At 44.3% G+C, this 26,806-nt stretch carries 23 protein-coding genes; 18 read left to right on the top strand and 5 right to left on the bottom strand.

Translation table 11 applies throughout. From position 1 onward, the window contains the following. The first annotated feature begins 69 nt into the window (after positions 1 to 69). The 3 genes from nlpI to ACED42_RS06740 all read left to right on the top strand — a co-directional run bounded on the left by nlpI (position 70) and on the right by ACED42_RS06740 (position 3,002). Positions 70 to 993 carry a lipoprotein NlpI gene (nlpI, locus tag ACED42_RS06750; protein ID WP_009847537.1) on the top strand — a complete coding sequence of 308 codons (924 nt, stop codon included), beginning with the start codon at positions 70 to 72 and terminating at the stop codon, positions 991 to 993. A 174-nt stretch (positions 994 to 1,167) separates the two neighbouring features. Continuing rightward, complete coding sequence (locus ACED42_RS06745; protein WP_041472897.1) at positions 1,168 to 1,575, top strand: MarR family winged helix-turn-helix transcriptional regulator; 408 nt, start codon at positions 1,168 to 1,170, stop codon at positions 1,573 to 1,575. Between the two features lie 89 nt (positions 1,576 to 1,664). Then, positions 1,665 to 3,002 carry an MATE family efflux transporter gene (locus ACED42_RS06740; RefSeq protein ID WP_009847535.1) on the top strand — a complete coding sequence of 446 codons (1,338 nt, stop codon included), beginning with the start codon at positions 1,665 to 1,667 and terminating at the stop codon, positions 3,000 to 3,002. 84 nt (positions 3,003 to 3,086) lie between these two features. Here the strand turns inward: ACED42_RS06740 and ACED42_RS06735 are convergent, their stop codons facing one another. The 3 genes from ACED42_RS06735 to ACED42_RS06725 form a co-directional block, all read right to left on the bottom strand. Next, positions 3,087 to 3,965, bottom strand: coding sequence for a U32 family peptidase (locus tag ACED42_RS06735; RefSeq protein WP_009847534.1), 879 nt, complete (start codon positions 3,963 to 3,965; stop codon positions 3,087 to 3,089). A gap of 18 nt (positions 3,966 to 3,983) precedes the next feature. Next, positions 3,984 to 4,997 carry a peptidase U32 family protein gene (locus tag ACED42_RS06730; RefSeq protein WP_009847533.1) on the bottom strand — a complete coding sequence of 338 codons (1,014 nt, stop codon included), beginning with the start codon at positions 4,995 to 4,997 and terminating at the stop codon, positions 3,984 to 3,986. A 167-nt stretch (positions 4,998 to 5,164) separates the two neighbouring features. Next, positions 5,165 to 7,204, bottom strand: coding sequence for an EAL domain-containing protein (locus ACED42_RS06725; protein ID WP_371701926.1), 2,040 nt, complete (start codon positions 7,202 to 7,204; stop codon positions 5,165 to 5,167). Positions 7,205 to 7,461: 257 nt separating this feature from the next. Here ACED42_RS06725 and ACED42_RS06720 point away from each other — a divergent pair, with 257 nt between their 5' ends. The 12 genes from ACED42_RS06720 (at position 7,462) to deoD (ending at position 18,577) form a co-directional block, all read left to right on the top strand. Next, positions 7,462 to 7,989 carry an SCP2 domain-containing protein gene (locus ACED42_RS06720; RefSeq protein WP_009847531.1) on the top strand — a complete coding sequence of 176 codons (528 nt, stop codon included), beginning with the start codon at positions 7,462 to 7,464 and terminating at the stop codon, positions 7,987 to 7,989. After that, positions 7,973 to 8,476 (top strand): GNAT family N-acetyltransferase, encoded by a 504-nt coding sequence (locus ACED42_RS06715; protein ID WP_009847530.1) that lies wholly within the window; start codon positions 7,973 to 7,975, stop codon positions 8,474 to 8,476. Before ACED42_RS06720 ends, ACED42_RS06715 begins: the two co-directional genes overlap by 17 nt. A gap of 155 nt (positions 8,477 to 8,631) precedes the next feature. Beyond that, complete coding sequence (locus tag ACED42_RS06710) at positions 8,632 to 9,030, top strand: DNA polymerase III subunit psi (RefSeq protein ID WP_009847529.1); 399 nt, start codon at positions 8,632 to 8,634, stop codon at positions 9,028 to 9,030. Further along, positions 9,023 to 9,478, top strand: coding sequence for a ribosomal protein S18-alanine N-acetyltransferase (gene rimI, locus ACED42_RS06705; RefSeq protein WP_029222735.1), 456 nt, complete (start codon positions 9,023 to 9,025; stop codon positions 9,476 to 9,478). Before ACED42_RS06710 ends, rimI begins: the two co-directional genes overlap by 8 nt. Positions 9,479 to 9,650: 172 nt before the next feature. Next, complete coding sequence (gene prfC, locus ACED42_RS06700) at positions 9,651 to 11,231, top strand: peptide chain release factor 3 (RefSeq protein WP_012604694.1); 1,581 nt, start codon at positions 9,651 to 9,653, stop codon at positions 11,229 to 11,231. Positions 11,232 to 11,329: 98 nt separating this feature from the next. Continuing rightward, entirely contained in the window at positions 11,330 to 11,485 is a 156-nt protein-coding gene (locus ACED42_RS06695) for a DUF5363 family protein (protein WP_012604693.1), read from the top strand. Next, positions 11,466 to 12,278, top strand: a complete 813-nt coding sequence (locus ACED42_RS06690) for a TatD family hydrolase (RefSeq protein WP_371701923.1) — start codon at positions 11,466 to 11,468, stop codon at positions 12,276 to 12,278. The genes ACED42_RS06695 and ACED42_RS06690 overlap by 20 nt, the downstream gene beginning before the upstream one ends. 204 nt (positions 12,279 to 12,482) lie before the next feature. After that, positions 12,483 to 13,745: a NupC/NupG family nucleoside CNT transporter gene (locus ACED42_RS06685; RefSeq protein WP_009847523.1), complete on the top strand. Its 1,263-nt coding sequence runs from the start codon at positions 12,483 to 12,485 to the stop codon at positions 13,743 to 13,745. Positions 13,746 to 14,282: 537 nt separating this feature from the next. Then, complete coding sequence (gene deoC / locus ACED42_RS06680) at positions 14,283 to 15,059, top strand: deoxyribose-phosphate aldolase (RefSeq protein ID WP_102433379.1); 777 nt, start codon at positions 14,283 to 14,285, stop codon at positions 15,057 to 15,059. 108 nt (positions 15,060 to 15,167) lie between these two features. Next, positions 15,168 to 16,496 carry a thymidine phosphorylase gene (gene deoA, locus ACED42_RS06675; RefSeq protein ID WP_102257750.1) on the top strand — a complete coding sequence of 443 codons (1,329 nt, stop codon included), beginning with the start codon at positions 15,168 to 15,170 and terminating at the stop codon, positions 16,494 to 16,496. A 76-nt stretch (positions 16,497 to 16,572) separates the two neighbouring features. After that, positions 16,573 to 17,793 carry a phosphopentomutase gene (locus ACED42_RS06670; RefSeq protein ID WP_371701920.1) on the top strand — a complete coding sequence of 407 codons (1,221 nt, stop codon included), beginning with the start codon at positions 16,573 to 16,575 and terminating at the stop codon, positions 17,791 to 17,793. 64 nt (positions 17,794 to 17,857) lie between these two features. After that, positions 17,858 to 18,577: a purine-nucleoside phosphorylase gene (gene deoD / locus ACED42_RS06665; RefSeq protein WP_009847519.1), complete on the top strand. Its 720-nt coding sequence runs from the start codon at positions 17,858 to 17,860 to the stop codon at positions 18,575 to 18,577. A 132-nt stretch (positions 18,578 to 18,709) separates the two neighbouring features. Here the strand turns inward: deoD and ACED42_RS06660 are convergent, their stop codons facing one another. Beyond that, positions 18,710 to 19,321, bottom strand: a complete 612-nt coding sequence (locus tag ACED42_RS06660) for a YtjB family periplasmic protein (protein WP_371701918.1) — start codon at positions 19,319 to 19,321, stop codon at positions 18,710 to 18,712. A 109-nt stretch (positions 19,322 to 19,430) separates the two neighbouring features. On the opposite strand from ACED42_RS06660, the gene serB reads away from it, so the two are divergent. Further along, the gene (gene serB / locus ACED42_RS06655) at positions 19,431 to 20,411 is read left to right on the top strand and encodes a phosphoserine phosphatase (RefSeq protein ID WP_371701916.1); all 981 of its coding nucleotides are present in this window, start codon (positions 19,431 to 19,433) and stop codon (positions 20,409 to 20,411) included. A gap of 104 nt (positions 20,412 to 20,515) precedes the next feature. On the opposite strand, the gene ACED42_RS06650 is transcribed toward serB, so the two are convergent. Beyond that, entirely contained in the window at positions 20,516 to 22,864 is a 2,349-nt protein-coding gene (locus ACED42_RS06650) for a PilZ domain-containing protein (RefSeq protein ID WP_017096670.1), read from the bottom strand. Between the two features lie 161 nt (positions 22,865 to 23,025). Here ACED42_RS06650 and radA point away from each other — a divergent pair, with 161 nt between their 5' ends. Both radA and fusA read left to right on the top strand, forming a co-directional pair. Further along, positions 23,026 to 24,405, top strand: coding sequence for a DNA repair protein RadA (radA, locus tag ACED42_RS06645; protein ID WP_009847515.1), 1,380 nt, complete (start codon positions 23,026 to 23,028; stop codon positions 24,403 to 24,405). 234 nt (positions 24,406 to 24,639) lie between these two features. Next, complete coding sequence (gene fusA, locus ACED42_RS06640) at positions 24,640 to 26,727, top strand: elongation factor G (protein WP_009847514.1); 2,088 nt, start codon at positions 24,640 to 24,642, stop codon at positions 26,725 to 26,727. Positions 26,728 to 26,806 lie beyond the last annotated feature (79 nt).

Here is a 26,806-nt window from a genome sequence, read left to right as displayed (position 1 = left end):
AAAAGCATGTTATAAAGGGGAGCATATCGCTCCCCTTTTTTATTGCGGTCATAACAGGAGTAATTATTTGTGAAATGGTTTCAAACCGCGAGTATGTGTTTACTGCTTGTACTGACAGGTTGTGCGACAACATCAGATAACACCTCACGTTGGGTTTATCCACCAATGGCTGTGCCGCTGCAACCAAGCGTTCAGCAAGAGGTTCAAATTGCACGTCTTAGTCAATTATTACAGCGCCCGGACTTGAATGATGAAGTTCGATCTAAGATGCTGTTTGAACGTGGTAACTACTACGATAGTGTTGGCCTGCGTGATCTAGCACGTCTCGACTTCAACCAATCTCTTTCATTGAACCCTGCTCAACCTGATATCTTCAACCTTTTGGGGGTTTACTTTACGCAGGTAGGGGAGTTTGATGCCGCTTATGAATCTTTTGATTCTACGTTAGAGCTTGATCCTGCAAACTCTTACGCAGAAAGAAACCGCTCTATCGCACTCTACTACGGCGAACGTTATGATTTAGCCAATGAAGAGATGACGAAGCATTATACCGATGACCCAAGTGATCCATTCCGTGCGCTTTGGTTGTATATCATTCAGCACGAACTCACGCCAGAGCAAGCCAAGCTTGATTTGCAAAAACGTTACGAGAGCCGTGATGAGCAGTGGGGTTGGGTATTAGTCGCGATTATGCTTGATGACATTACTGAAGAGCAGGCTTTTAAGGCCATCTTGACCGGTACTCGTGACAACACGTTACTTGCGCAGCGCCTAACTGAGACATATTTCTACCTTGCTAAGCGTTACCACATGAATGGGGACTACGCGAATGCGATCTCTCTGTACAAGTTGTCAGTGTCTTTCAATGTGTATGAATATGTAGAGCATCGTTACTCTTTCTTAGAGCTAAGCCGTATATTTACTACTCTTAAAGCCGAGCACTTAGCAAAAGTTAAGTTGGCTGAGGCCGAAGAAAAAGCCGACACAAAGTAAACGATATATTTTGATTCCGAAGAACCGCTGCCTGTCAGCGGTTTTTTTATGCTCCTTTTTTATGCTCCGTTTTTATAAACAAAAAAAGGGGGGCTCGCTTTTGATTGCTTTTTATTTAAACAATACTAAAATAGTTAGCCTTGCTAACTAAATGCGATTCTTGATTAGGTGAGTATGCTGAACCAGAATTTAGAAAAGATTGAGCGCTTCGCCTCTAAGATATGGCGAACTCAGGTAAATGAAGATCCTATTTGCCAATTGAGCTTCAATGAGTATGACTATTTGAAGGTCATTCAATCTTCTCCTGAACCGATCCGATTGACTGATCTTGCGATTGAGATGCAGGTTACAAAGCCTTCAGCAACCACTATGGTTCAGAGACTAGAGAGAAAGGGGCTTGTTGAGCGTAAAGTTTCGCTCGAAGATGCGAGGTCTAAGTTGGTCGTATTGACCAGCAAAGCTGAAGTCGGCTTAGAAGAAGAAAGTAAGATCTATCAGGTCATGGCACAGATATTGGAAAGTCGTTTGTCTGAGCAAGAGTCTCAGCAGCTAAACCTATTATTAAATAAAGCTTTGAAGTAAATAATTTAGATATTTAGTTAGCCTTGTTAACTAATTTTTCGAGTCATATCTTGTTGATATGCGACTCACAGATGAAAGTAGAGTAAGAAATGAGTAACTCAATTAGTCGTCAGTTTTGGCGATACACAATCCCTACTGTGGCTGCCATGTTGGTTAATGGCCTTTACCAAGTGGTGGATGGCATCTTCATTGGCCGCTATGTGGGGGCTGATGGACTTGCAGGTATCAATGTTGCGTGGCCTGTGATTGGTTCGATTCTCGGTATTGGTATGTTGGTGGGTGTAGGTACAGGTGCGCTTGTCTCGATTCGCCAAGGTGAAAAAGATACTCAAGGCGCTAAGGAGATCTTAGCAACAGGTTTAACCTTGTTGTTGGCGATAACACCTATTGTTTCTGCATTGCTGTTTTTGTTTGCTGATAACTTCTTGCTTTGGCAGGGCGCAGAAGGGAGAGTGTATGAACTTGGCCTACAATACTTACACATTCTGATTGGCGCGAGTGTCTTCACGCTAGGTTCGATCGCGATGCCGTTTTTACTGCGTAACGATGACAGCCCGAACTTGGCCACCATACTGATGATTGTCGGTGCGGTGATCAATATAGCTCTGGATTATCTGTTTATTGCTCAGCTTGGTTGGGAGTTGAAGGGTGCTGCATTGGCAACCGCGATTGCTCAGTTTGTAGTAACAGGTTTGGGGTTAGCTTACTTCTTCTCACGTCGAGCAAACCTGCGCTTGCGTTGGAATGAACTGAGACTGAAGCTTGATGTGATTCCACAAATCTTTGCCATTGGTACATCAAGCTTCTTTATGTACGCTTACGGTTCGATGATGGTTGCGCTGCACAATGCGTTGTTCTCTCAATATGGCGACCAGTTGATGATTGGTGCTTACGCGATTTTGGGCTACATAGTGACGGTTTATTATCTCACGGCTGAAGGTATCGCCAACGGCATGCAACCATTGGTGAGTTATAACCATGGTGCGCGTAACCAAGCGAATATCCGTAAGCTACTTAAGATTGCGATGATGAGTTCGGTATTGATTGGTGTGGCGTTCGTGCTGCTTCTGAACGCGTTCCCACGAGAGTTTGTGTCAGTCTTTAACTCAGATGAACCTCAGCTAGTTGAGTACACCGTGTTGGGTATTCGATTGCACATGTTTGCACTGGCGCTTGATGGCTTCTTAGTGGTAGCGGGTGCTTACTATCAGGCGGTCAACAAAGGCAGTAAAGCGATGTTTGTCATGCTAGGTAATATGCTTATCCAGTTACCTTTCTTGTACATTATGCCTAAGTTGTACGGTGTGCCGGGGATCTGGGTTGCGTACCCACTGTCTAATATTGCGCTAAGCGTGGTGGTGATGGTGATGCTCTACAAAGATGTAAAGAAGCTCGATGTCTCACCGATGAATACAGCGGCGGCATAGGTCGTATTTCTTAAGTAGAATTAAAAAGGTCTAGCGAATGCTAGACCTTTTTGTCTCTGTGGCTGATGGGTTTAACTCTAGAAACTAGATGTTTTTAACGTCTAAACCCGCAAGCTGATGCCAGTAGCCATTGCACTGGCGGCTTTCAATCTTCATTGGTTTTTGACCTTGCTCGTTCGCTCTGAAGTTATTGATTTCAGAGAAAGTGTCGATACCCAATGGACTCAGGCGAACGACATCGACCAAGTCATGCATGCTCGGTAGATCATTGACTAGGTTGTAGCAGTAACCTGATTGCGTCTGGATACCATTAAGGTTAAATACCGATTGGCCTTCTTGGCTTTCGACCTGTAGACCTGTTGGGTATTTGATGCAGCAGGTTTCGCAATCGTCTTTGGCTTTGTTCTCTGCTCGGGCTGTAAAGCAACGTGCAGAGTAAGCAAGAGGTAAGTAGCCATGGCTAAACACTTCTACTTCGAACTTATTACGAATATTAAGCTCTTCGCACTGTTTCATTACGTTGCTTAGCCACTCGCGAGAAAGCTCAACGGGCATACACCAACGCGTCATACCTTGTTTCAAGAACAGGTTCAGAGTGCGTGCATTGTAGGTGTTCACCGCAGGGCCAACAACAAAAGGCACCTTACTTTCACTTGCCAGTTGAATCGCAGATACATCATTGGCTTCAATGGCGAAGTCACCGTTATCAATGTACTTCTTCATGATGTTGACTTCGCTTGGGGCTTCTAGCAATGCCATGGTTGAAAGTACCACTTGCTTACCTGAATCAGACAGCTCTTTTGCTATGTCCATCCAGTGTTTTGCTTTCATCTCACGGCGCTTTGAGCACACCGCTTCACCGAGGTAGATGATGTCGGCAGAGCTTGATTTTGCTTGCTCATAGAAGCTTTCAACATCTTGTTTTGGCCAAAAATAAAGTAGAGGGCCTAATGCGTATTTCATTGAGTTCTCCATTTGGCTCTATTGCCATTTACGGTGGTAAGCGCCAAGCGTGGTTTGTGTACCTTCAGATACATTCGCCAGTGTCGCATTCCAAGCTTGTTCCACTTGGTATTGTTCAGGGTTCGCTAAGTAGCGATCGATGGCTGCGCGCCAAGTGCGAGTGACTTGCTCGACATAAGCAGGGCTACGTTGGCGACCTTCAATCTTCACAGAAGCAACATTCGCGGCGAAAAGCTCAGGCAACATAGATAGTGTGTTAAGGCTAGTTGGCTCTTCAAGTGCGTGATAACGCTTTCGCTCACCATCTACTTCTGCTTCAAATCGGCCTTTACATAGCGTTGGGTAACCTGCGTTCTCACCTGCTTCATACTTGTCGATAAGGATTTCGTTCAAGCGAGATTCAAGTCCGCCATCCGTTTCTTGCCAGCGAACGTATTTTGCTGGAGAACATGCCCCAACCGTATTTGGCGATTCACCCGTCATGTATGAAGAGAGGTAGCAACGGCCTTCTGCCATGATACATAAGCTACCAAAAGCGAATACTTCGAGGTCAACGTCAGAAGTGATGTTACGAGAAAGCTGTTTGACCTGATGGATCGACAATACGCGCGGCAATACCACACGCTTAACGTTGAAATTTTTATGATAGAAGTCGATAGCGGCTGCATTGGTCGCAGATGCTTGTACTGATAAGTGCAGCTCTAGTTCTGGATATTTATTTGCAGCGTACTCGAGCACCGCGATGTCAGCGATGATAAGCGCATCAACGCCTAGTGCGGCGGCGTTATCTACAGCATTAGTCCAGCGTTCGAAGCCGTTTGGGTGAGCAAAAGTATTTAAGGCAACGTGAATTTTCTTGTTGCGGTCATGTACATACTGCACAGCACGATCGAGCTTTTTACCCGCAAAATTAAGGCCTGCGAAGTGTCGGGCATTCGTATCGTCTTTGAATCCGATATAGACAGCATCCGCACCGCAATCAATAGCGGTTTTCAAAGCAGGTAAGTTACCCGCTGGGCATAAGAGTTCCATTTGCTCACTACCAATAGAATAAAATTGAAGCGAGTATTTTATGAAGAATTATGAATGACGGAATTGATGTAAGGCAGGTTTAGATGGATAAATCTGCTTTTACCCCATTTGAGGTACTGACGAATGGCGAATTTACGCTTTAGCTTGGTGCTGGAGGGCGTGTTTAATTAATTCTTGTGACGACGGTTTTGGGCGAACAGTTCTTCAACCTCTTGTTTTGGTTGAGGGCGATAGAAGTGGAAACCTTGAATTGAACCACAGTTGAGGTTTGACAGTAGGGTTGCTTGTTCACTGGTTTCGACACCCTCTGCAACCACGGTTAAATCGAGAGATTTCCCAAGGTTGATGATGTTTTCAATTACGGTAATTTGCTTTGGTAAGGTATCGATATCTGAGATAAAAGCCCGGTCAATTTTAAGCTCATCAATCGGAAAGCGAGCAAGGTAAGATAGAGAAGAGTAACCCGTACCAAAGTCATCAATGGATAACGCAAAGCCAAGTCTCTTAATCGCGTTCAGCATTTGAAGCGTGTGCTCACTATCACTCATTACGGCACTTTCTGTAAGCTCAAAGGTAATCGCACTAGGATCTAGCTCAGTAGAACGCAGCAACTTCTCCATGAAATCAATCAATTTTGGATTACCAAACTGCTCTGGTGAAAGGTTGATCGCGACGCGACCAGGTAAAATACCTTGCATCTTCCAACGTTTCACCGTGGCAAATACTTCGCGCATTACCACACGACCAAGTTGTTCAATAAGGCCAGCACGTTCCGCTACTGGAATAAATGCGGCAGGGCTAATATAACCTTCTACAGGGTGCTTCCAACGTACCAGAGCTTCTGCTCCGTTAATGGTGAAGTCACGCGCATTTACTTTTGGTTGGTACCAAACCTCAAGCCCGTTCTGTTGCAGTGCTTTTTGCAGTTCTATCTCAAGCCACAGTCGCATTCGCGCTTCTTTGTTCATCTGTTCGTTGAACTTGATCAGGCGGTTGCGTCCACGATCCTTAGCTTCATACATTGCGGTGTCAGCATTCTGTAGCAAGATACGTGCGTCACTGCCATCGTGAGGAAAGCTCACACTACCAATCGAGCAGGCTAAACGCTTACTAAAATGGTGGAGATCGAAGGGTTGGTTGATCAGAGATATGATCTTTTCAGAGAGTATTTCAGGTGTTCGTGGGTGTTCAGGCTCAGGTAGAATAATACCAAATTCATCACCGCCTAAATGGCCAATAATAGCTTGACGAGGCAGTTGTCGTTTTAAGCGAGATGCGACCTCTTTAATCACTTTATCACCGATGTGGTGGCCAAGTGAGTCATTGATATTTTTGAAGTTATCGATGTCTAAGTAGAGCATCACAACAGGGGTCTTGTTGTGAATGAACTGCTCAAGGCTTTTGGTAAACCCAAGTCGGTTGTAGAGCTTAGTCAGTGTATCGATGTAGGCATCTTCACTGTTAGCGGGTGTGTATTGTTTTGTTGTTTCTTGAGCGTCTTGAATAAGTACGAGTTGGGTACTGCTCCCAAGAATGACCGTCGAGTCGATATTTAACTGAACTTTACGTTCAAAGCCACATCGAGCACCCGTTAAACAAACCAAGCCAGACTCAGAAATAATGGAGCTGAGGTCATTATTAAAGACTGTTTTGGTTTGTTCATCGATAAATAATCGGCCTAACTCTTCGCCAATCAATTCTGTGGTGGCGTTAAAACCAAGTAAGCGCGCAGCTGCAGGGTTCGAAGACAGAATGTAGTCGTTTTCAACTAATAGCAATCCGTCTGGGAGCAGGTCAGATAGCTTGTGGAATTTCGCTTCAGACTCTTCTAAAGAACGGACAAGTACTTGGTTTTCAGATGTATCGAAGGCGTGAAAGATGATGTATTCAGTCTTTTTACCATTGGTAAGCGGAGATAGGCTGAAATGAAGGCTAGTGTCTAAAGCCGTTTCGTTTAGGGTGATTTCGGCCTCAATCGTTTCGCCATTGAATGCACGCTCATAGTAAGGCTTAAGGTGTTGGTAGAATTGCTCGCCCAAGGTTTGGCGGTCATTCATGCCTACAAGCTCTGTTTTACTTAAACCAGCAATATCACAGTAACGCTCATTCACCATAAAATAGTTATGTTGAGCATCAAGTACCGCAAAAAAGAACGGGCTGTTTGCAGTAAGCTGTGTAAACCAATGTTGTAGTTGCTGGGGAGGCATCAAAGTACTACCAATTCTCCAAGAGCTTGAATATTCACTATCGATAAACATTGATTACTTTTTGTTCAGCTATCGATGTTTACTTGTGAGTGCAGCGATTCGCTGTGATTTTCATGACCAGAGTTACTATAACTGTGATTATCAATATATTAAAGGTCGAGCATCAAACTGAATTAATTTGATACATAACAGTAACTGAGATCTCAACATCATCTATGATGCTTTCTATATTATTGACAAAGTTACGGATAAGTCACGTGATAAACAAGATACGCACTCAACTAGTTCAAAATGCCGCATCAATTTTGCGATCTCCAGTCCAGTTATTACCAAAATCAGTACAAAAAAAAGCCTTATTAGAAGCATTGAAAAATGTATTCAAGGAGGCTTTAGAGGATGGTGATTTTGAGTTCTTAGAAGACAAGTGGCTTAAAGTTTCAATAAAAGATATGGGGTTAAGTTGGTGTATTAGCTACAAAAATGAGCAACTAGTTGTCGCTGATAAAGAGGTCAATGAAGATGTGAGTTTTAGTGGCAATCTAAATGATCTCGTGTTGATTGCTGGGCGAAAAGAAGACCCAGATACGCTTTTCTTCCAACGTCGACTGTCTATTGAAGGCGATACCGAGCTAGGCTTGGAAGTGAAAAATTTGATGGATAGCGTCGATTTAGACTTATTGCCGACTCCTATGAAAACTTTGTTAAATCAATTAGCTGATTTTGTGCAGAAGGGAGTACAATCCCCAGATACACAAAGTGAGGTAATGAATGCTTATTCGAACTGAAGCACCGGCAGATATACTTGTCATCGATCGTTTATTGAAATCTGTTTTTGAAACGGATGCAGAAGCTAATTTGGTTATGAGCTTGCGTGAGAATAGCCATTTAACGCTATCGCTGGTGGCTTGTTCTGATGAAGGGGAGGTGGTTGGTCACCTGATGTTTAGCCCTCTTACTCTTGATGGTGACGATCATAACTGGCAGGGGCTCGCACCTCTCGCCGTGAAAGAAGAGTTCCGCAATCAAGGCATTGCCAAATCACTGGTTGAAGACGCATTTTCTACTTTGGTAGATTTTGGTTACCCAGCCTGTGTTGTACTCGGTGATCCTGCTTACTACGGTCGTTTTGGTTTCAAGGCGGCGAGCGAATTTGGCCTGAGTTGTGTTTGGGATGTGCCTGAAGGCGCTTTTCAAGCGATTGAGTTGGTAGAAGGGGCGTTTGCTGGGCATTCTGGTGAAATTGCTTACAGCCCAGAGTTCAACGACTTATAAGCTGATTTACCACTCAATAAGATACAAACTGATTTAGTCTAAATAAAGGAGCTTGATGCTCCTTTATTTTTTGTTAGTATCAGCCCCAATGAGCACCGTTTAAGTTCACTCGAAGAATATTAATACCAACAAACCAAAGGTTACGACCGCTAGATATGTCACAAACACACGCGCAATATCTACAAGAGATGGGCATTAGCCAATGGGAGTTAAGTCACCCAGAGCGTTTGGCTGGTTATGAATCTGAATTGACTCTGTTATCGAATGATTGCAAGTTACTGTTGGTTTCACCAGAAAAACCTCAGGATGATCTCGCCGTGATGTTTGAGCGAGTACTCAAAAGTATCAAGCTCGACTTATCTCAAGCTTTACACCTTCAACCGCAACACTTGTCTGCTGTGGATTTAAGTTCGGTTGAATGGGTATGGTTTGCTGGTTGCGAATCTGCCCATGAACTGAAGGCAAAAACACTTCAATCTCCATTACTGTCTGACATTAACGGTAATAACCAACATCGCCGCGACTTATGGCAACAAATTTGTGCTTATGACTAATCAACTTTTACCCACTTCAGAACAACACCTAGACGCAATTTGGCAAATTGAGCAGACCGCGCATTCTCATCCTTGGTCTGAAAATATGATCCGTGATCTTAATAGTCGTGGAGGCAGCCACCGTGTTTTAGAAGTCGATGGAAAGGTTGTCGGCTATTTCTATGCTCAGAACATTGTCGGTGAGGTTACTTTGCTGACGATAGCGGTTGACCCTAAGCAGCAAGGCAAAGGTTACGGTAAGGCTTTGGTTGAGCACTTTCTCGATATGTGTGAACAAGCTGACGCGGAAAGTGCTTGGCTGGAAGTTCGCGAAAGTAATGTGAATGCTTTTAATCTTTACGAGAAGGCTGGCTTTAATGAAGTCGACCGCCGTCGTAACTATTATCCAACCAAGCAAGGCAACGAAGACGCCATCATTATGAGCTATCTTTTTATGTCTTTTAGCTAGTCATGTTACGTCTTTTCGCGAACTAGACCGCTAGCTCCGGAATGAGCCACAAAATAGGGTGTAAACTGACCCTTTAGAAAGTGACACGCTTTCTGTATAATCCGCACACAGAATTCAAGGGCAAGTATTATCTACTTGCCCTTTTTACGCTTTAGATCAGCAAAGGGCGACTATGTCTTTCCAACAAGAAGTGAGCAAACGTAGAACGTTTGCGATTATCTCTCACCCGGATGCGGGTAAAACCACGATTACTGAAAAAGTTCTTTTATTCGGAAACGCGATTCAAAAAGCGGGTACCGTAAAAGGCCGTGGCTCTAACCAGCACGCTAAATCTGACTGGATGGAGATGGAAAAAGAACGTGGTATCTCGGTAACTACGTCTGTAATGCAATTCCCATACAACGATTGTCTAGTCAACCTACTCGATACTCCTGGACACGAAGATTTCTCGGAAGATACGTACCGTACATTAACCGCGGTTGACTCTTGTTTGATGGTTATCGATGCTGCGAAAGGTGTCGAGGATCGTACTCGTAAACTGATGGAAGTAACGCGTCTACGTGATACACCAATCGTAACGTTTATGAACAAACTTGACCGTGATGTTCGTGACCCAATGGAAGTGCTAGATGAAGTGGAAAGCGAGCTAGGTATGGCTTGTGCTCCAATCTCTTGGCCTATCGGTTGTGGTAAAGAGTTTAAAGGCGTTTACCACATTCACCGTGATGAAACGATCTTGTATGAATCTGGCCACGGCCATGAGATCCAAGAAGTTCGCATTATCAAAGGTCTAGATAACCCTGAACTAGACGAAGCTGTTGGCGAAGATCTGGCGAGCAGCGTTCGTGAAGAGCTTGAATTGGTTATTGGCGCATGTCCTGAGTTTGATCACGAACTATTCCTTGCTGGCGAGTTGACTCCAGTTTACTTCGGTACTGCATTGGGTAACTTCGGTGTTGACCATATGCTTGATGGCCTAACTCGATGGGCTCCTGCGCCTCAAACACGTCAAGCAAATGAGCGTGATGTTGAAGCGACTGAAGAGAAGTTCTCTGGTTTCGTATTTAAGATCCAAGCAAACATGGACCCAAAACACCGTGACCGTATCGCATTCATGCGTATCGTATCGGGTACTTACGACCAAGGTATGAAGATGAACCATGTTCGTACTGGTAAGAACGTCAGTATCTCTGATGCAGTAACCTTCATGGCGGGTGACCGTGCTCGTGCTGAAAAAGCATACGCGGGTGACATAATTGGTCTGCATAACCACGGCACAATTCAGATTGGCGATACCTTTACTCAAGGCGAAAGCTTGAAGTTCGCAGGTATTCCTAACTTTGCGCCTGAGCTATTCCGTCGTATTCGTCTGCGCGATCCATTGAAGCAGAAGCAACTTCTAAAAGGCTTGGTTCAGCTTTCTGAAGAGGGCGCGGTTCAAGTATTCCGTCCTTTGCAAAATAACGATCTGATCGTTGGTGCAGTTGGTGTACTTCAGTTTGATGTGGTTGTAGCGCGCTTGAAAGCGGAATACAACGTTGAAGCAATTTACGAAGGTGTGAACGTTGCAACTGCACGTTGGGTTGAGTGTGATGACGCTAAGAAACTAGAAGAGTTCAAACGTAAGAGCCAAGCTAACCTAGCGTTAGATGGTGGTGATAACCTATCTTACATCGCACCGACTATGGTGAATTTGAACCTAGCTTCTGAACGTTTCCCAGAAGTTCAGTTCCGAGCGACGCGCGAGCACTAATCACTCTGCGCTCTATTCGAGTTAAACAAAAACGTCTATTGTTCTGCAATAGGCGTTTTTTTATTCGTGTCATTTGAGGTTAGAGGCTTAAGGTAAGTATGTTCAGTTGGATAAAAGCTTGGATTAATAAATACGATAAGTGGTGCGAAGAGCTTGGCTTAACGCCTGAAAATAAGCGCAGCTGCGTGGCTTATCGCCGTGATCCTCAAGGACAACAAACAGAGAGTAGGGAAGATGACACCAGAATTAAGTGAATTTCCGCTGTTTGACACCCATTGCCATGCGGACTTTGACATCTTTGAGCAAGGTTTTTCACTTGATAAAGGTATTGAAGGTTACGTTAAAGAGGCGAAACAGGCGCAAGTCGAGAAGTTAATCATCCCTTCTATTGGCCAAAGTAACTGGAGGAAGCTTGGTGAGATCGCTCAATCTTACCCTAATGTTTACTACGCTTTAGGTTTCCATCCTTATTTTTTAGAGCAAGCCAATGACGAGCAATTCTCAGAGCTTCGCCGATTACTCTCATCAAAAACCAGTCAATGTGTTGCGATAGGAGAGTGTGGTCTCGACTTTTTTGTCGATGTTGCACGGGAGAAACAAGAGCGTTTTTTCATTCAACAAATAGAGCTAGCTAAGGCGTTTAAGCTGCCTTTAATCATCCATGAAAGGAAGTCTTTTAACCGACTTATTGAGCTAATAAAGCAGTATAAATTTACTTTGGGTGGCGTGATTCATGGATTTTCAGGGAGCGAACAGCAGGCTTTGGCGTGGATTCAGCTTGGTTTCTATATTGGTGTCGGTGGAACGATTACTTACCCAAGAGCACAAAAAACACGCACCACTATCTCAAAACTGCCTCTTGAGTGCCTGGTATTAGAAACGGATGCCCCGGATATGCCCATGCATGGAAAACAAGGAAATGTTAATCATTCCAAGTATTTAGTTACGATCTTAAATGAACTGTTTTTGCTTAGAAAAGAACCGAAGCAATCGGTTGCAGCGCAAATTTGGCAAAGTAGCCATCGCGCATTCGGTATATGTGAATAAAATCGAAGGTTTTTGTTTATCGTTTGCGTAAATTGCACTTGGCTTGTGATTTGGCTCACATTTGCGTGTGAATGGTACATGAATCTTCTACGAAAGTGTGAGGACGGCATTACTTTATTAGTGGTCGCATGAGTATAATTGCCTCCGCTTTATAGCCCCATTTTGTAACACGCCAATAAATAACTAATAAGGAAGTCATAAACTATGAGCCTGTTTATGAGCCTCGTCGGAATGGTTGCACTGATTGCAATCGCAGTACTACTATCCGACAACCGCAAAGCAATTAATCTAAGAACAGTGGGTGGCGCTTTCGCTATCCAATTCGCACTTGGTGCATTCGTACTTTACATCCCTTGGGGTCGTGATCTACTTGCAGGTTTCTCTGCTGGTGTAGCAAACGTGATCGACTACGGTAAAGATGGTACTGGCTTCCTATTTGGTAGCCTTGTTAACTTCTCAGTTGACGGTATCGGATTCATCTTTGCATTCCAAGTTCTACCAACACTAATCTTCTTCTCTGCTCTTATCTCTGTACTTTACTACATTGGTGCGATGCAAGTTGTAATCAAGGTTCTTGGTGGTGGTCTTCAGAAAGCTCTAGGTACTTCTCGCGCCGAGTCTATGTCTGCAGCTGCAAACATCTTCGTTGGTCAAACGGAAGCGCCTCTAGTTGTTCGTCCATTTGTTCCTAAAATGACTAACTCTGAACTATTCGCAGTAATGTGTGGTGGTTTAGCGTCTGTTGCTGGTGGTGTACTAGCGGGTTACGCATCTATGGGTGTACCTCTAGAGTACCTAGTAGCAGCGTCATTCATGGCAGCACCTGGTGGTCTACTATTCGCTAAAATCATCAAGCCTGAAACTGATGAAGTTGACGAGAACCTAGGTTCAGACATCGACGGTGGCGACGACAAGCCTGCTAACGTTATTGATGCAGCTGCTGGCGGTGCGTCAGTTGGTCTACAACTAGCACTTAACGTTGGTGCAATGCTACTAGCATTCATCGGTCTAATCGCTCTTATCAACGGTATCCTAGGTGGCATCGGTGGTTGGTTCGGTATGGAAAACCTAACTCTAGAACTTCTTCTAGGTTGGATCTTCGCACCGTTAGCATTCATCATTGGTGTTCCATGGGAAGAAGCAACTATTGCTGGTTCTTTCATTGGTCAGAAGACAGTTGTTAACGAATTCGTTGCATACCTAAACTTCGTACCGTACATCGGTGAAAACGCTCAAATCGTTGAAGCGACTGGTCAAGTAATGTCTGTTAAGACTCAAGCAATTATCTCGTTCGCTCTATGTGGTTTCGCAAACCTTTCTTCAATTGCGATTCTTCTAGGTGGTCTAGGTGGTATTGCTCCAAACCGTCGTCACGACATCGCACGTATGGGTGTTAAAGCGGTTGTAGCTGGTACTCTATCTAACCTGATGGCAGCAACAATTGCTGGCTTCTTCCTGTCTTTCTAATCAGTTAGAAATCGAAATATAGACGCCATAATAATATCGCCCCGTAGCAAGAAATTGCTGCGGGGCTTTTTTGTTTTTGGGCCTAGTGATTTTGAGCATTAGCATGAGTGAATGCTTGGAGTCGAAAATGGGTCTAGAATGTTTTTTTGAGATACAAACCGTTTGCGTTCTAAGGAGCACTACAATTTATTGATGGATACCTATAATGTATTAGCTAAAGGGATAGGATGTCTCTGCTGGCAAGAAAGTAACATTGAGATTAGCTCGAACGTTATTCTTCTGGGATTAAGCCAAACTTAGCAATACGCTATATTAGCAATACACTATAGATGTTAGACACAACATGACTGATTTGTTGTGCCATAGACCAAACTGGTACTGTGCGGTGACAAGGATTGCAATTGGTAGCGAAAGTTATCAAGTCTTCAGGGAACCAAGTCCGTTCATTTGTGACTACTGAGCATTACTAAAATATCCATCTATACTGGATGGATGGTGAAGTAGTTAACTATTTGAATATATTGATCGGAGATAGAAATGAGCGATTTAAAAGCAGCAGCTCTACGTGCACTTAAACTTATGGACCTAACTACGCTAAATGACGACGATACTACTGAAAAAGTAGTGGCACTTTGTCATGACGCGAAGACTGCAGTTGGCAACACCGCTGCAATCTGTATTTACCCTCGCTTCATCCCAGCAGCTAAAAAGGCGTTGCGTGAGCAAGGTACTCCAGAAGTACGCATCGCGACTGTAACTAACTTCCCTCATGGTAATGACGACATCGAAATTGCTGTTGCTGAAACAAAAGCAGCGGTAGCGTACGGCGCAGACGAAGTTGACGTAGTATTCCCATACCGTGCTCTTATTGCTGGCAACGAAGAAGTGGGTTTTGAGCTAGTTAAACAGTGTAAAGCCGCTTGTGGTGACATCACGCTTAAAGTGATCATCGAAACAGGTGAACTTAAAGAAGAAGCACTGATCAAGAAAGCTTCTCAAATCTGTATCGAAGCAGGTGCAGACTTCATCAAAACTTCAACAGGTAAAGTGCCAGTAAACGCGACTCCTGAGTACGCACGCATGATGCTTGAAGTTATTCGTGACATGGGCGTAGCTAAAACAGTTGGTTTCAAACCAGCTGGTGGCGTACGTACAGCTGAAGATGCTCAAGCTTACCTAGCAATGGCTGATGAGCTACTAGGCGCTGAGTGGGCAGACAACATGCACTACCGTTTTGGCGCTTCAAGCCTACTGACTAACCTTCTTAATACATTAGAAGTGACAGACCAAACTGCTGATCCAGCAGCATACTAATTTCCCTATCGGGTATAACAATAAAGTCTGTTTGATGGAGTGGTGTTAAGTCACTCCATATTACCTCTTTCCCTACAAACCATACTCACTAGAGTTTGGGAGGCACTAATGTATCTACCTCAAGAAATTATTCGCAGAAAACGTGATGGTGAAGTCCTAACGACTGAAGAAATTAACTTCTTTATTCAAGGCGTGGCTAAAAATACGGTTTCTGAAGGCCAAATTGCAGCATTCGCAATGGCTATCTTTTTTAATGAAATGACGATGCCAGAACGTATCGCACTGACGTGTGCAATGCGTGATTCGGGCATGGTGATTGACTGGAGCCACATGAACTTTGATGGCCCAATCGTTGATAAGCACTCTACTGGTGGTGTTGGTGACGTAACTTCTCTGATGCTTGGCCCTATGGTGGCAGCATGTGGTGGTTTCGTTCCAATGATCTCTGGTCGTGGTTTAGGTCACACTGGCGGTACGCTAGACAAACTTGAATCTATCCCTGGTTACAATATTACACCAACCAACGATGTGTTTGGTGCTGTAACCAAAGAAGCTGGCGTAGCGATCATCGGCCAAACTGGCGATTTAGCGCCAGCTGATAAGCGCGTTTACGCGACTCGAGATATCACGGCAACAGTCGACAACATATCGTTGATCACAGCTTCAATTCTGTCTAAGAAATTGGCTGCTGGTCTTGATTCTCTAGTGATGGACGTAAAAGTAGGTTCAGGCGCATTCATGCCGACTTACGAAGCGTCTGAAGAGTTAGCAAAATCTATCGTTGCAGTAGCAAACGGCGCGGGTACTAAAACAACGGCAATCCTAACGGACATGAACCAAGTTCTGGCTTCTTCAGCGGGTAACGCAGTAGAAGTACGTGAAGCGGTTCAATTTCTAACCGGCGAATATCGTAACCCTCGTTTGCTAGAAATTACGATGGCATCGTGTGCTGAAATGCTGGTTCTGAGTAACCTTGCAAAAGATTCAGACGAAGCGCGTGAAAAGCTGATGGCAGTACTGGATAACGGTAAAGCAGCAGAGTGCTTCGGTAAAATGGTAGCGGGCCTTGGTGGTCCAACTGATTTCGTAACGAACTACGATAACTACCTAGAAAAAGCAGAAATTGTTAAACCAGTGTATGCGCTAGAAAGCGGTGTAGTATCGGCGATGGATACGCGTGCAATTGGTATGGCTGTCGTTGGTATGGGCGGTGGTCGCCGCGTAGCAACAGACAGCATTGATTACGCAGTCGGTTTTGATAGCTTCATTCGCCTTGGCGAAGTAGCAAGCGACGATAAACCATTAGCAATGATTCATGCTCGCAATGAACAACAGTGGCAAGAAGCTGCAAAAGCATTACAAAATGCAATCACTGTGGGTGGAGAATATACAGCAACGCCAGACGTTTACCGTCAGATTCGTTCTGAAGACGTGTAAATAACAGGTATCGGCATACCTTGTGTATGCCGATAAACAGAGTTCTGGTGCAAAGAGCAATAAGTTGGTGAAGAAAATGAAAAGAGCATTTATTTTAGTTTTAGATTCATTCGGTATCGGCGAAACAGCAGATGCGGACACATTCGGTGATGTAGGTTCAGACACTATGGGTCACATTGCTGACCATTGTGATCAAGGTCTTGCAGACAATGCGGATCGTAAAGGTCCACTAACGCTGCCAAACCTGTCTAAGCTAGGTTTAGCTATGGCTCACAAAGAGTCTACAGGTCGCTTTGCTCCTGGTATGGATGCAGATGCTGAAATCATTGGCGCGTACGGTCACGCTGCTGAGCTGTCTTCTGGTAAAGACACGCCATCAGGTCACTGGGAAATCGCAGGTGTACCGGTATTGTTTGACTGGGGCTACTTCACCGACAAAGAAAACAGCTTTCCAAAAGAACTGACTGATCGCATCCTTGAGCGTGCAGGTCTATCTGGCTTCTTAGGTAACTGTCACTCATCGGGTACAGAAATCCTAGATAACCTAGGTGAAGAACACATGAAGAGTGGCTTGCCAATCTTCTATACTTCAGCAGACTCTGTTTTCCAAATCGCATGTCATGAAGAGACATTCGGTCTACAGAACTTATTAGACCTTTGTCAGATTGCTCGTGAAGAGCTAGAAGACTACAACATCGGCCGTGTTATTGCGCGCCCGTTCATTGGCCCAGGTAAAGGTCAGTTCGAACGTACTGGTAACCGTCGTGACCTTTCTGTTGAGCCGCCAGCGGCGACAGTTCTTCAGAAGTTGGTTGATGAGAAGGGCGGTAATGTTCACTCAATCGGTAAGATCTCTGATATCTACGCGGGTTGTGGTATTACTCAGAAAACGAAAGCAACAGGTATTCCTGCGCTATTTGAAGCAACTAAAGAAGCGATCACTGAAGCGGGCGACAACACTATCGTGTTCACTAACTTCGTTGATTTCGACTCAGCTTACGGTCACCGCCGTGATGTTGCAGGTTACGCAGCGGCACTTGAGTACTTCGATGGCCGTATCAATGAAATCATCGATATGATGAAAGAAGATGATGTACTTATCCTAACTGCTGACCACGGTTGTGATCCGACATGGCCAGGTACTGACCATACTCGTGAACATATCCCTGTGATTGTTTACGGAAACAAGGTTCCTGCTGGCTCTTTAGGCCGTCGCGATACCTTCGCTGATATCGGTCAAAGCTTAGCGTCTTACTTTGGCACATCGCCAATGGGACACGGTACAAGCTTTCTATAATAGTTAACGAAGAGAGAGGGAAACCTCTCTCTTCTTTTTTGTTTTGAGATTAAGGATATTTTCAATGGCTACTCCACATATTAATGCTGAAATGGGTGATTTCGCTGACGTAGTTCTAATGCCCGGCGATCCGCTACGTGCAAAATACATCGCTGAAACCTTCCTAGAAGAAGTGGTTCAAGTGTGCGATGTTCGTAACATGTTTGGTTACACGGGGACTTACAAAGGCCGTAAGGTTTCGGTAATGGGGCATGGTATGGGCATTCCATCTTGTTCTATTTACGCGACTGAGCTGATCAAAGACTTTGGTGTGAAAAAGATCATTCGTGTCGGCAGTTGTGGTGCAGTGAGCGAAGATATCAAAGTACGCGATGTGGTTATCGGCATGGGTGCGTGTACCGACTCAAAAGTGAATCGTATTCGCTTTAAAGGTCATGACTTCGCGGCTATTGCGGATTACAAAATGGTGCGTGCGGCAGAAGATGCGGCAAAAGCGCGTGGTGTAGACGTCAAAGTCGGCAACCTATTCTCGGCTGAGTTGTTCTACACGCCAGATCCTGAAATGTTCGAAGTCATGGACAAGTACGGCATTGTCGGCGTAGAAATGGAAGCGGCGGGTATCTATGGTGTATGTGCTGAATACGGCGCAAAAGCTCTGACAATTTGTACTGTTTCAGATCACATCAAAACTGGTGAGCAAACCACATCAGATGAACGTCAAACGACTTTCAATGACATGATGGTTATCGCACTAGACTCTGTGCTTCTTGGTGACCAAGACTAATCAGCTAATAGATTTCAAAAAGCTTAATAGATTTCAAAAAGCTTAATAGATACCGAAAAGTTTAATAGATAACAAAAACCCCGTTGCTGCCTGAGCTTCGGGGCTTTTTATTGAATTTGTTAAACTAAGCCGTTAAGAGCTGACATTTTTAAGCAGCCAGTTTTCCCCAGACTTGGTTTTTCTTCTACGAATGAGCATGACGAACAGCACACCACTTACAAACCCCATCAAGACCATGCCGATCATGTAACGATCGCTCTTACGGTAATGGTGATCAGAAATCGCCGTCATTTTTCCTGTTTCAAAGGTCACTCGAATAAAGCCGATGATCGTTTTTTCTGGCGAGTAAATAGGTTCAACGAGTTGCTGCCTGCCGATACTTGCCGTTGAAAGAGGTGTGTCTAAGCCAAGAACCTCGCGTACCGAGAGCGCTTTTTCACTCGAAGCCAGTCGGATCCCTTCTGCATCGTAGATGGTGGTATCAAATACCAATCGATCCTGAGACAGTTGGTTAGTGAGCTCTAGTAGGCGCTCTTGGTCTTGCTGAGTGATCATCTTACTGGCTGAAAGTGATGCCTGTGAGATCAGTAGTTTGGTCAGCGTTTCCAACTGTTTTGCTTGGATCTTCTCGTTACCTTTACTGATCACTACTGTGTTTTTAATTGTTACCACGAACATAGCAGCCAACAGAATTAGGGCTAGTACTCGTAAAGCGTTACGTATTGAGAACAATGATTCATTCATGTTTCACGAAGCCTGAAATAAACAAATGTTATGATTAAGACATATTGAGACTTGCGTTTTCAAATTGCAATAGGTTAACGTTTAGCATAGTTAATTAGGAATCATACACATGGACGCTCAGAAATATCTGCCGATTAAAAGGCATACGACATTATTAACCCGACTCCCCGAGACACGTTTCGCTTCTCAACTCGCCAAATCTAAAGCCAATTGGATTGTGTTCGGTGAGTACTTATCTCCACAATCATTTGATGACATCGACTTTTTCACTGGTACCTACAACACCATCCTCAATACGTGGAAGGTGGGACATTACGAAGTGGCACTGATGTCAGGGAACTTAACCCCGGCACACGAAGAAATTTTACAAGCACTGAAGCTTGATTATGCTTGCCTTAGCGAGGTCCCAGACTTATCTAAGCCAGGTTTGATCGTGATGGATATGGACTCCACAGCAATTCAAATTGAATGCATCGATGAGATAGCAAAGCTCGCAGGAGTCGGAGAGTTAGTTTCTGAAATCACAGAGCGTGCGATGCAAGGCGAGCTCGACTTTGAACAGAGCCTACGCCAACGAGTAGGAGCACTGAAAGGCGCTGATGAAACTATTTTAGAGCAAGTGCGCCAGTCATTACCATTCATGCCAGACTTGGTTGAGCTAGTGAATACTCTGAATAAACTTGGCTGGAAGACGGCGATCGCATCGGGTGGTTTTACTTATTTCTCAGACTACCTGAAAGATACGCTTGATCTTGACCACGCTCAGTCAAACACGCTAGAGATCGTCAATGGTAAATTGACGGGTGAAGTATTAGGCGATGTTGTTTCCGCACAGACCAAAGCGGATATCTTGGTAGAACTTGCTGAAGAGTATGAACTGGAACTGCATAACACCGTTGCCGTGGGTGATGGTGCCAATGACTTGGTTATGATGGGTTCTGCCGGTTTAGGGATTGCTTACCATGCAAAACCGAAAGTTGAACAACAAGCTCAAACTGCTGTGCGTTATGCTGGCTTAGGTGGGGTGCTTTGTATCTTGTCAGGTGTATTAGCTAAGCAGCAAAAAATCAGCTGGCAAGCGAAGCCTTAGTCATATTTAGGGTGGTATAACGGATACAGAAAAGCAGGTGACGAGCCTGCTTTTTCTATTTTTAAATCCGATAAGTCGACAAACCGGTAAGTTGATCTGGCTATTTAGTGCGAGAGTTCCAATCGAATCAATACTTCATCGGTAATGTCCTCTATCTCACCATAACCAATAAAAGCGGTGACCTCACTCTCTAACTTCTTCGCTTGGTGCATACTGATGCGCGAAAGCTCGGCTAAGTCTGATTGGAACAAGCTGGTTAATGGATTAAAGATAGGGGCGGTAGTGACTCGCAGTACATACACATCACCCAGATCTTGTGCTTTCTTGATGAACGAAATACGTTCTTTTGTAGATGCAAAGTCTTTCACCAACTTCGTATGTACAGATTGAATCTTGTTACCAAACTTTATCGCAGCAATGTATACGTCATGATGTTTTGGCTCTGCACCTTCAATTCTTTTCAGTGGCTCAGCTAATAGTGAATTAGAGTGACCTTTAAAAATAGGTTCCAGTGAGAACTTTTGGTTGTGCCCAAGTTTAGCGAGTAACGCTAGATGCTTGTTCAGCGGGAAGTTCACACCAATGAGCTTACAACGCAACGTTGAGCCCGGCTTATCAATGAAAATTGGATTACTGACCATTTTGTTAAGCAAAACAGTGTGCAGTGATTTAAGCAGTGAATCGGTGGGCAGTATTTCTTGCTTCTTATTTAGCTTACTTTGGTTCTGATCGATAAGCCCATTGAGGAAGGCGATGGTACGCATTGTTTTTGCATTCTCGGTGATAACCAATTGAACATTGCAACCGTTCGGGCTTACACGAATTACATGGTAAGGCACTGTGCTTAATGGCAAGTTTTTATCATAGAGTTGCAGTTCATTAAAATTCACCACAACCGGATCATCAATCTTGAGTACCATTGGGTGTTCAAGGGTAATGCTTAGGCCACGTTTTGATATGTCTACAGTGTGTCCATTTATTGTTGGGCTATCTTGTGATGTGAGTTGAATTGGCGATTTAAAGCTATATCTCGGTTCTTTACGACGACTTTGGGAATCAAAGTAGATACTTTGAATGTTCCCCACCACCGTTCGCGGATGACGAAAGCGATTAAGGTCACTGCTTGGAATGCGTGGTTTTTCACTTAATAGGTAATCGGCAGCACTTTCGTGATCACCGATCTCTTGCAAGATACCGCAATGAGTCAGTTGCGCAGAGCTTTGAGCAAGCGTATCTGAATGCTCAGCTAAGGCTTGTCGCTCAGAGTCGGATAATTCGAAAACCGAGAATTTGAACGCCTTCCAACTTTTACGTTTACCGCCGATGTGCCAGAACAGTTGCCTCTCTTCACGAGAAGCTTCAGGTAGCATCATCGAGTAGAACAAGGTCTTATTTTTATGTTCATGGGTAAAAGAGTAGATAACGTTACTGGTTCCCTTCACGCCAGGCTTAGCGAGTAAGTTCATACGTTGTTCGTTGAACAAAGTACCCAGAGCCTGTTGGTTACGCTCATCATGCCAGTATTGCCATTGGGGATGATTGTTATCCGTGAGCAGCGCGAGCTTCAACTCACTACCACTGAAGAATAGAGGGAGATTACAGGTGTACTTTAGATAGGTGTGTTCAATACCGCGAGTTCGCGTTCGAATGAGCCTATCTTGATTCTCATGGCTGGTTTTCTTGCTGACACTATTTAGAGATTCATCGAGTAAACGAGCCACACTCGTTGTATCGCTGATTCTCATGCATCTTAAAAATTTAACTGCATTGTTCTCGTAGGATTCATCAATACCCAGAATACGAAATTCAACCGCCTCATTAACATCGGCTTCTAGTGACTTTTCAACAAGCTCAGTGAATTTAACACTGATGATTTCCCCTAGGTTGTATTTAAACGCCCTTGGTACCTTGAACTTTGCACCCGACGGAGAAATATCAACTGTCACACCATGCAGGCTTTGTCCTTTTGGTGTGGTGATTTCAACCTGTGAGCTAATCTTGAGCCTGTTTTCTTTGCGTTTTAAATCGTAACCGAGGTTAATGGCTTCTGCTTCATAGGGGCTATCAGCGTTAGTGATATCGTGGTCATCTTGAGAGGATGTTTTAACAATATTACGAAGAGGTTGAATGCGAGGTGTCATCACTAACTCCCACACGCCCTCGGTATAACCTTTAAATTTTTTAGTACCACGTTGATACGCGTTCAAAGCTATGTCATCAAGCCAATGTTTACGCTCGTCTAGCGTGAATTGATGACATTCATTATCAATACGCCCGCGTAAATCAATGCTCTTTGTACACGGAGCCATGATACGATTCAGTTCCATTTTAACGAGCAGTTTTAGAGACGGCGATTCGCCTTCTGTCATTTGAGAAAGAAGGAATTCGAAATCTTCGGCATGGTAGGCCGGAATAAGTCGTTCTGCTACAGATAGAATTTCAGATTGCTGCATACTTTTCTTGTTAGAATGGATGGTGCTTTATTGTTATCGACAAGTTGTATTTGATCTTTAGGTATTCGAGGTTCTACTGCAACTTTTATTTTCAGCTGTACGGTCAACGGGGTCACAAAATAGCAACATTTACCCGTTACCAAGCAAATTATTGAGGTTTTATGGCTAAGGCAAAGCGAGCTTATGTGTGTAATGACTGTGGTGCTGATTTTCCACGTTGGCAAGGGCAGTGCAATGCATGTGGTGCTTGGAACACGATTACAGAAGTTAGGTTAGCCGCTTCACCTCAGGTCGCGCGCAATGAACGACTAAGTGGTTATGCTGGTGGTGCAACTGAATCTTCGGTTCAAACGCTATCGGAAATCGACTTGCAAGAGGTCCCGCGCTTTAGTAGTGGCTTCAAAGAGCTTGATCGTGTACTTGGTGGTGGTGTTGTCCCTGGCGCTGCGATTCTTATTGGTGGTAACCCTGGTGCCGGTAAATCAACGCTGTTATTGCAGACTATGTGTCAGCTTTCTTCCCAGTTACCGACACTTTATGTCACTGGCGAAGAATCTCTTCAACAAGTTGCGATGCGAGCATCTCGACTTGGATTGCCAAAAGAGCACCTAAAGATGCTCTCTGAAACCAATGTTGATAAAATCTGTCAGGTTGCAGAAAGAGAGCAGCCTAAGATCATGGTTATCGACTCAATCCAAGTTATGCATGTCGCTGATGTTCAATCGTCTCCAGGCAGTGTTGCTCAGGTGCGCGAATCGGCAACCGCATTAACGCGCTATGCGAAACAGAACAACGTTGCCGTATTCCTAGTGGGACACGTAACTAAAGACGGTACCTTAGCGGGACCAAAAGTACTTGAACACATTATTGACTGCTCGGTGCTGTTAGATGGCGGAACGGACAGTCGTTTTAGAACCTTGCGCAGCCACAAGAACCGTTTTGGTGCAGTGAATGAGCTAGGTGTGTTTGCTATGACAGGGCAAGGGCTAAAAGAAGTTAGCAACCCATCGGCTATTTTTCTGTCTCGTGGTGAAGAAGAAACCTCAGGCAGTTCAGTGATGGTAGTTTGGGAAGGAACGCGTCCACTCCTTGTTGAAATCCAAGCGCTGGTGGATTATTCGCAGCTGGCTAACCCGCGTCGTGTCGCTGTTGGTCTCGAGCAAAATCGACTGTCATTGTTACTAGCCGTGCTGCATAAACACGGCGGCTTACAAATGGCTGACCAAGATGTGTTTGTGAATGTCGTTGGTGGTGTTAAAGTAACCGAAACCAGTGCTGATCTTGCATTGGTAATGGCTTTACTTTCGAGTTTCAGAGACCGCGCATTGCCAAAAGATGTGGTGGTTTTTGGCGAAGTAGGCCTTGCTGGTGAGATTCGACCTGTACCGAGCGGTCAAGAGCGCTTAAATGAGGCGTTTAAACACGGCTTCAAGAGAGCCATTGTACCAGCGGCTAACATGCCTAAAGGTGGCATTCCAGGAATGCAGATCCACGGTGTGAAAAAATTATCGGAAGCAATTAATGCTTTTGATGAGTTGTAATTGAGCTCACTTCAGCTACTCTATACAGCAGAAATTCAGTCTAACTTAAACGCTATTTTCGCTTTAAGTTAGCACTAAACTTAACAATCATTTAGATTGTTTCTTCAGATTGCCTTTTTCTATATGTTAGAAAAAGGCAAAGTTTTTTAGTCCCAAATGCATGCAAAGCTATCAGTCCTCACAGATTGTGATATACTCTGCGCGCATTTTATATCCTATTAACAGAGTAAGACAATGGCAGATTTATCGAAATACAGAAACATTGGTATTTTCGCGCACGTTGATGCGGGTAAAACAACTACCACTGAGCGTATCCTTAAGCTAACTGGTCAGATCCACAAGACTGGTGAAGTACATGATGGCGAATCAACTACTGACTTCATGGAACAGGAAGCTGAGCGCGGAATTACTATCCAATCAGCAGCTGTAAGCTGTTTCTGGAACGGTCACCGTCTAAACGTTATCGATACTCCTGGACACGTTGACTTCACAGTTGAAGTATACCGTTCTCTTAAAGTACTTGATGGCGGTATCGGTGTATTCTGTGGTTCTGGTGGTGTTGAACCACAATCAGAAACTAACTGGCGCTACGCTAACGAATCAGAAGTATCTCGTCTGATCTTCGTTAACAAACTAGACCGTATGGGTGCAGATTTCTACAACGTTGTTGACCAAGTTAAAAACGTTCTAGGTGCAACTCCTCTAGTTATGGTTCTACCAATCGGCCGCGAAGATGAATTCGTGGGTGTTGTAGACCTTCTAAGCCGTAAAGCATACGTTTGGGATGACACTGGTCTTCCTGAAAACTACGAAATCACAGATGTTCCTGCGGACATGGTTGATGACGTTGAGCAATACCGTGAAGAGCTAATCGAAACTGCTGTAGAGCAAGACGATGACCTAATGGAAGCTTACATGGAAGGTGAAGAGCCTTCTATCGAAGACATCAAACGTTGTATCCGTAAAGGTACTCGTGATATCGCATTCTTCCCTACGTTCTGTGGTTCTGCGTTCAAGAACAAAGGCATGCAAGTTATCCTTGATGCTGTAGTAGATTACCTACCTTCTCCAACTGAAGTTGATCCTCAACCTCTAATGGATGAGAACGGCGAAGAAACAGGCAACCACGCTATCGTTTCTACTGAAGAAACTTTCAAAGCGCTTGCGTTCAAAATCATGGATGACCGTTTCGGTGCTCTAACTTTCGTTCGTATTTACTCTGGTAAATTGAACAAAGGTGACACGATCCTTAACTCATTCACAGGTAAAACTGAGCGTGTTGGCCGTATGGTTGAGATGCAAGCTGATGACCGTAACGAACTAACTAGCGCACAAGCTGGTGACATCATTGCGATCGTTGGTATGAAGAACGTTCAAACTGGTCACACTCTATGTGATCCAAAAGACCAAGTAACGCTTGAGCCAATGGTTTTCCCAACTCCAGTAATCTCTATCGCTGTATCTCCAAAAGATAAAGGCGGTTCTGAGAAAATGGGTATCGCGATCGGTAAAATGGTTGCTGAAGATCCATCTTTCCAAGTTGAGACTGACGAAGAAACTGGCGAAACTATCCTTAAAGGTATGGGTGAGCTTCACCTAGACATCAAGGTAGATATCCTTAAGCGTACTTACGGCGTTGACCTAACAGTTGGTGCTCCTCAAGTTGCTTACCGTGAAACTATCACTCAAGCAATTGAAGATAGCTACACGCATAAGAAACAGTCTGGTGGTTCTGGTCAATTCGGTAAGATCGATTACCGTATCAAACCAGGTGAAGCAGGTTCTGGCTTCAAGTTCAACTCAGTAGTTGTGGGCGGTAACGTTCCTAAAGAATTCTGGCCTGCAGTTGAGAAAGGCTTTGCTGGCATGATGGATAACGGCGTACTAGCTGGCTTCCCTACGCTAGACGTTGAAGTTGAACTTTTCGATGGTGGTTTCCACGCAGTCGATTCATCTGCTATCGCATTTGAAATCGCAGCGAAAGGCGCATTCCGTCAATCTATGCCTAAAGCTGGCGCGCAACTTCTTGAGCCTATCATGAACGTTGACGTGTTCACTCCAGACGATCACGTTGGTGATGTTATCGGTGACCTTAACCGTCGTCGTGGCATGATCAAAGATCAACAAGCTGGCGTTACTGGTGTTCGTATTAAAGCTGACGTACCTCTTTCTGAGATGTTCGGCTACATCGGTCACCTACGTACTATCACTTCTGGTCGTGGCCAATTCTCTATGGAATTCGCGCAATACGCACCATGTCCAACTAACGTTGCTGACGAAGTGATTGCAAAAGTTAAAGCAGAAAAAGAAGCTGGTAAGTAATTAGCCCTTTTCTAAATTAGCTAAAAAAGCCCCGCAAGTGAAAGCTTGCGGGGCTTTTTATTGTTTGTAATATACTGCG

Origin of the sequence: Vibrio sp. FF145, assembly GCF_041439075.1 — a bacterium.
GTDB classification, from domain to species: Bacteria; Pseudomonadota; Gammaproteobacteria; order Enterobacterales; family Vibrionaceae; genus Vibrio; species Vibrio tasmaniensis_A.
The sequence above is the reverse complement of the archived record's forward strand: the minus strand, read 5'-3'. Positions and strand labels throughout refer to the sequence as shown.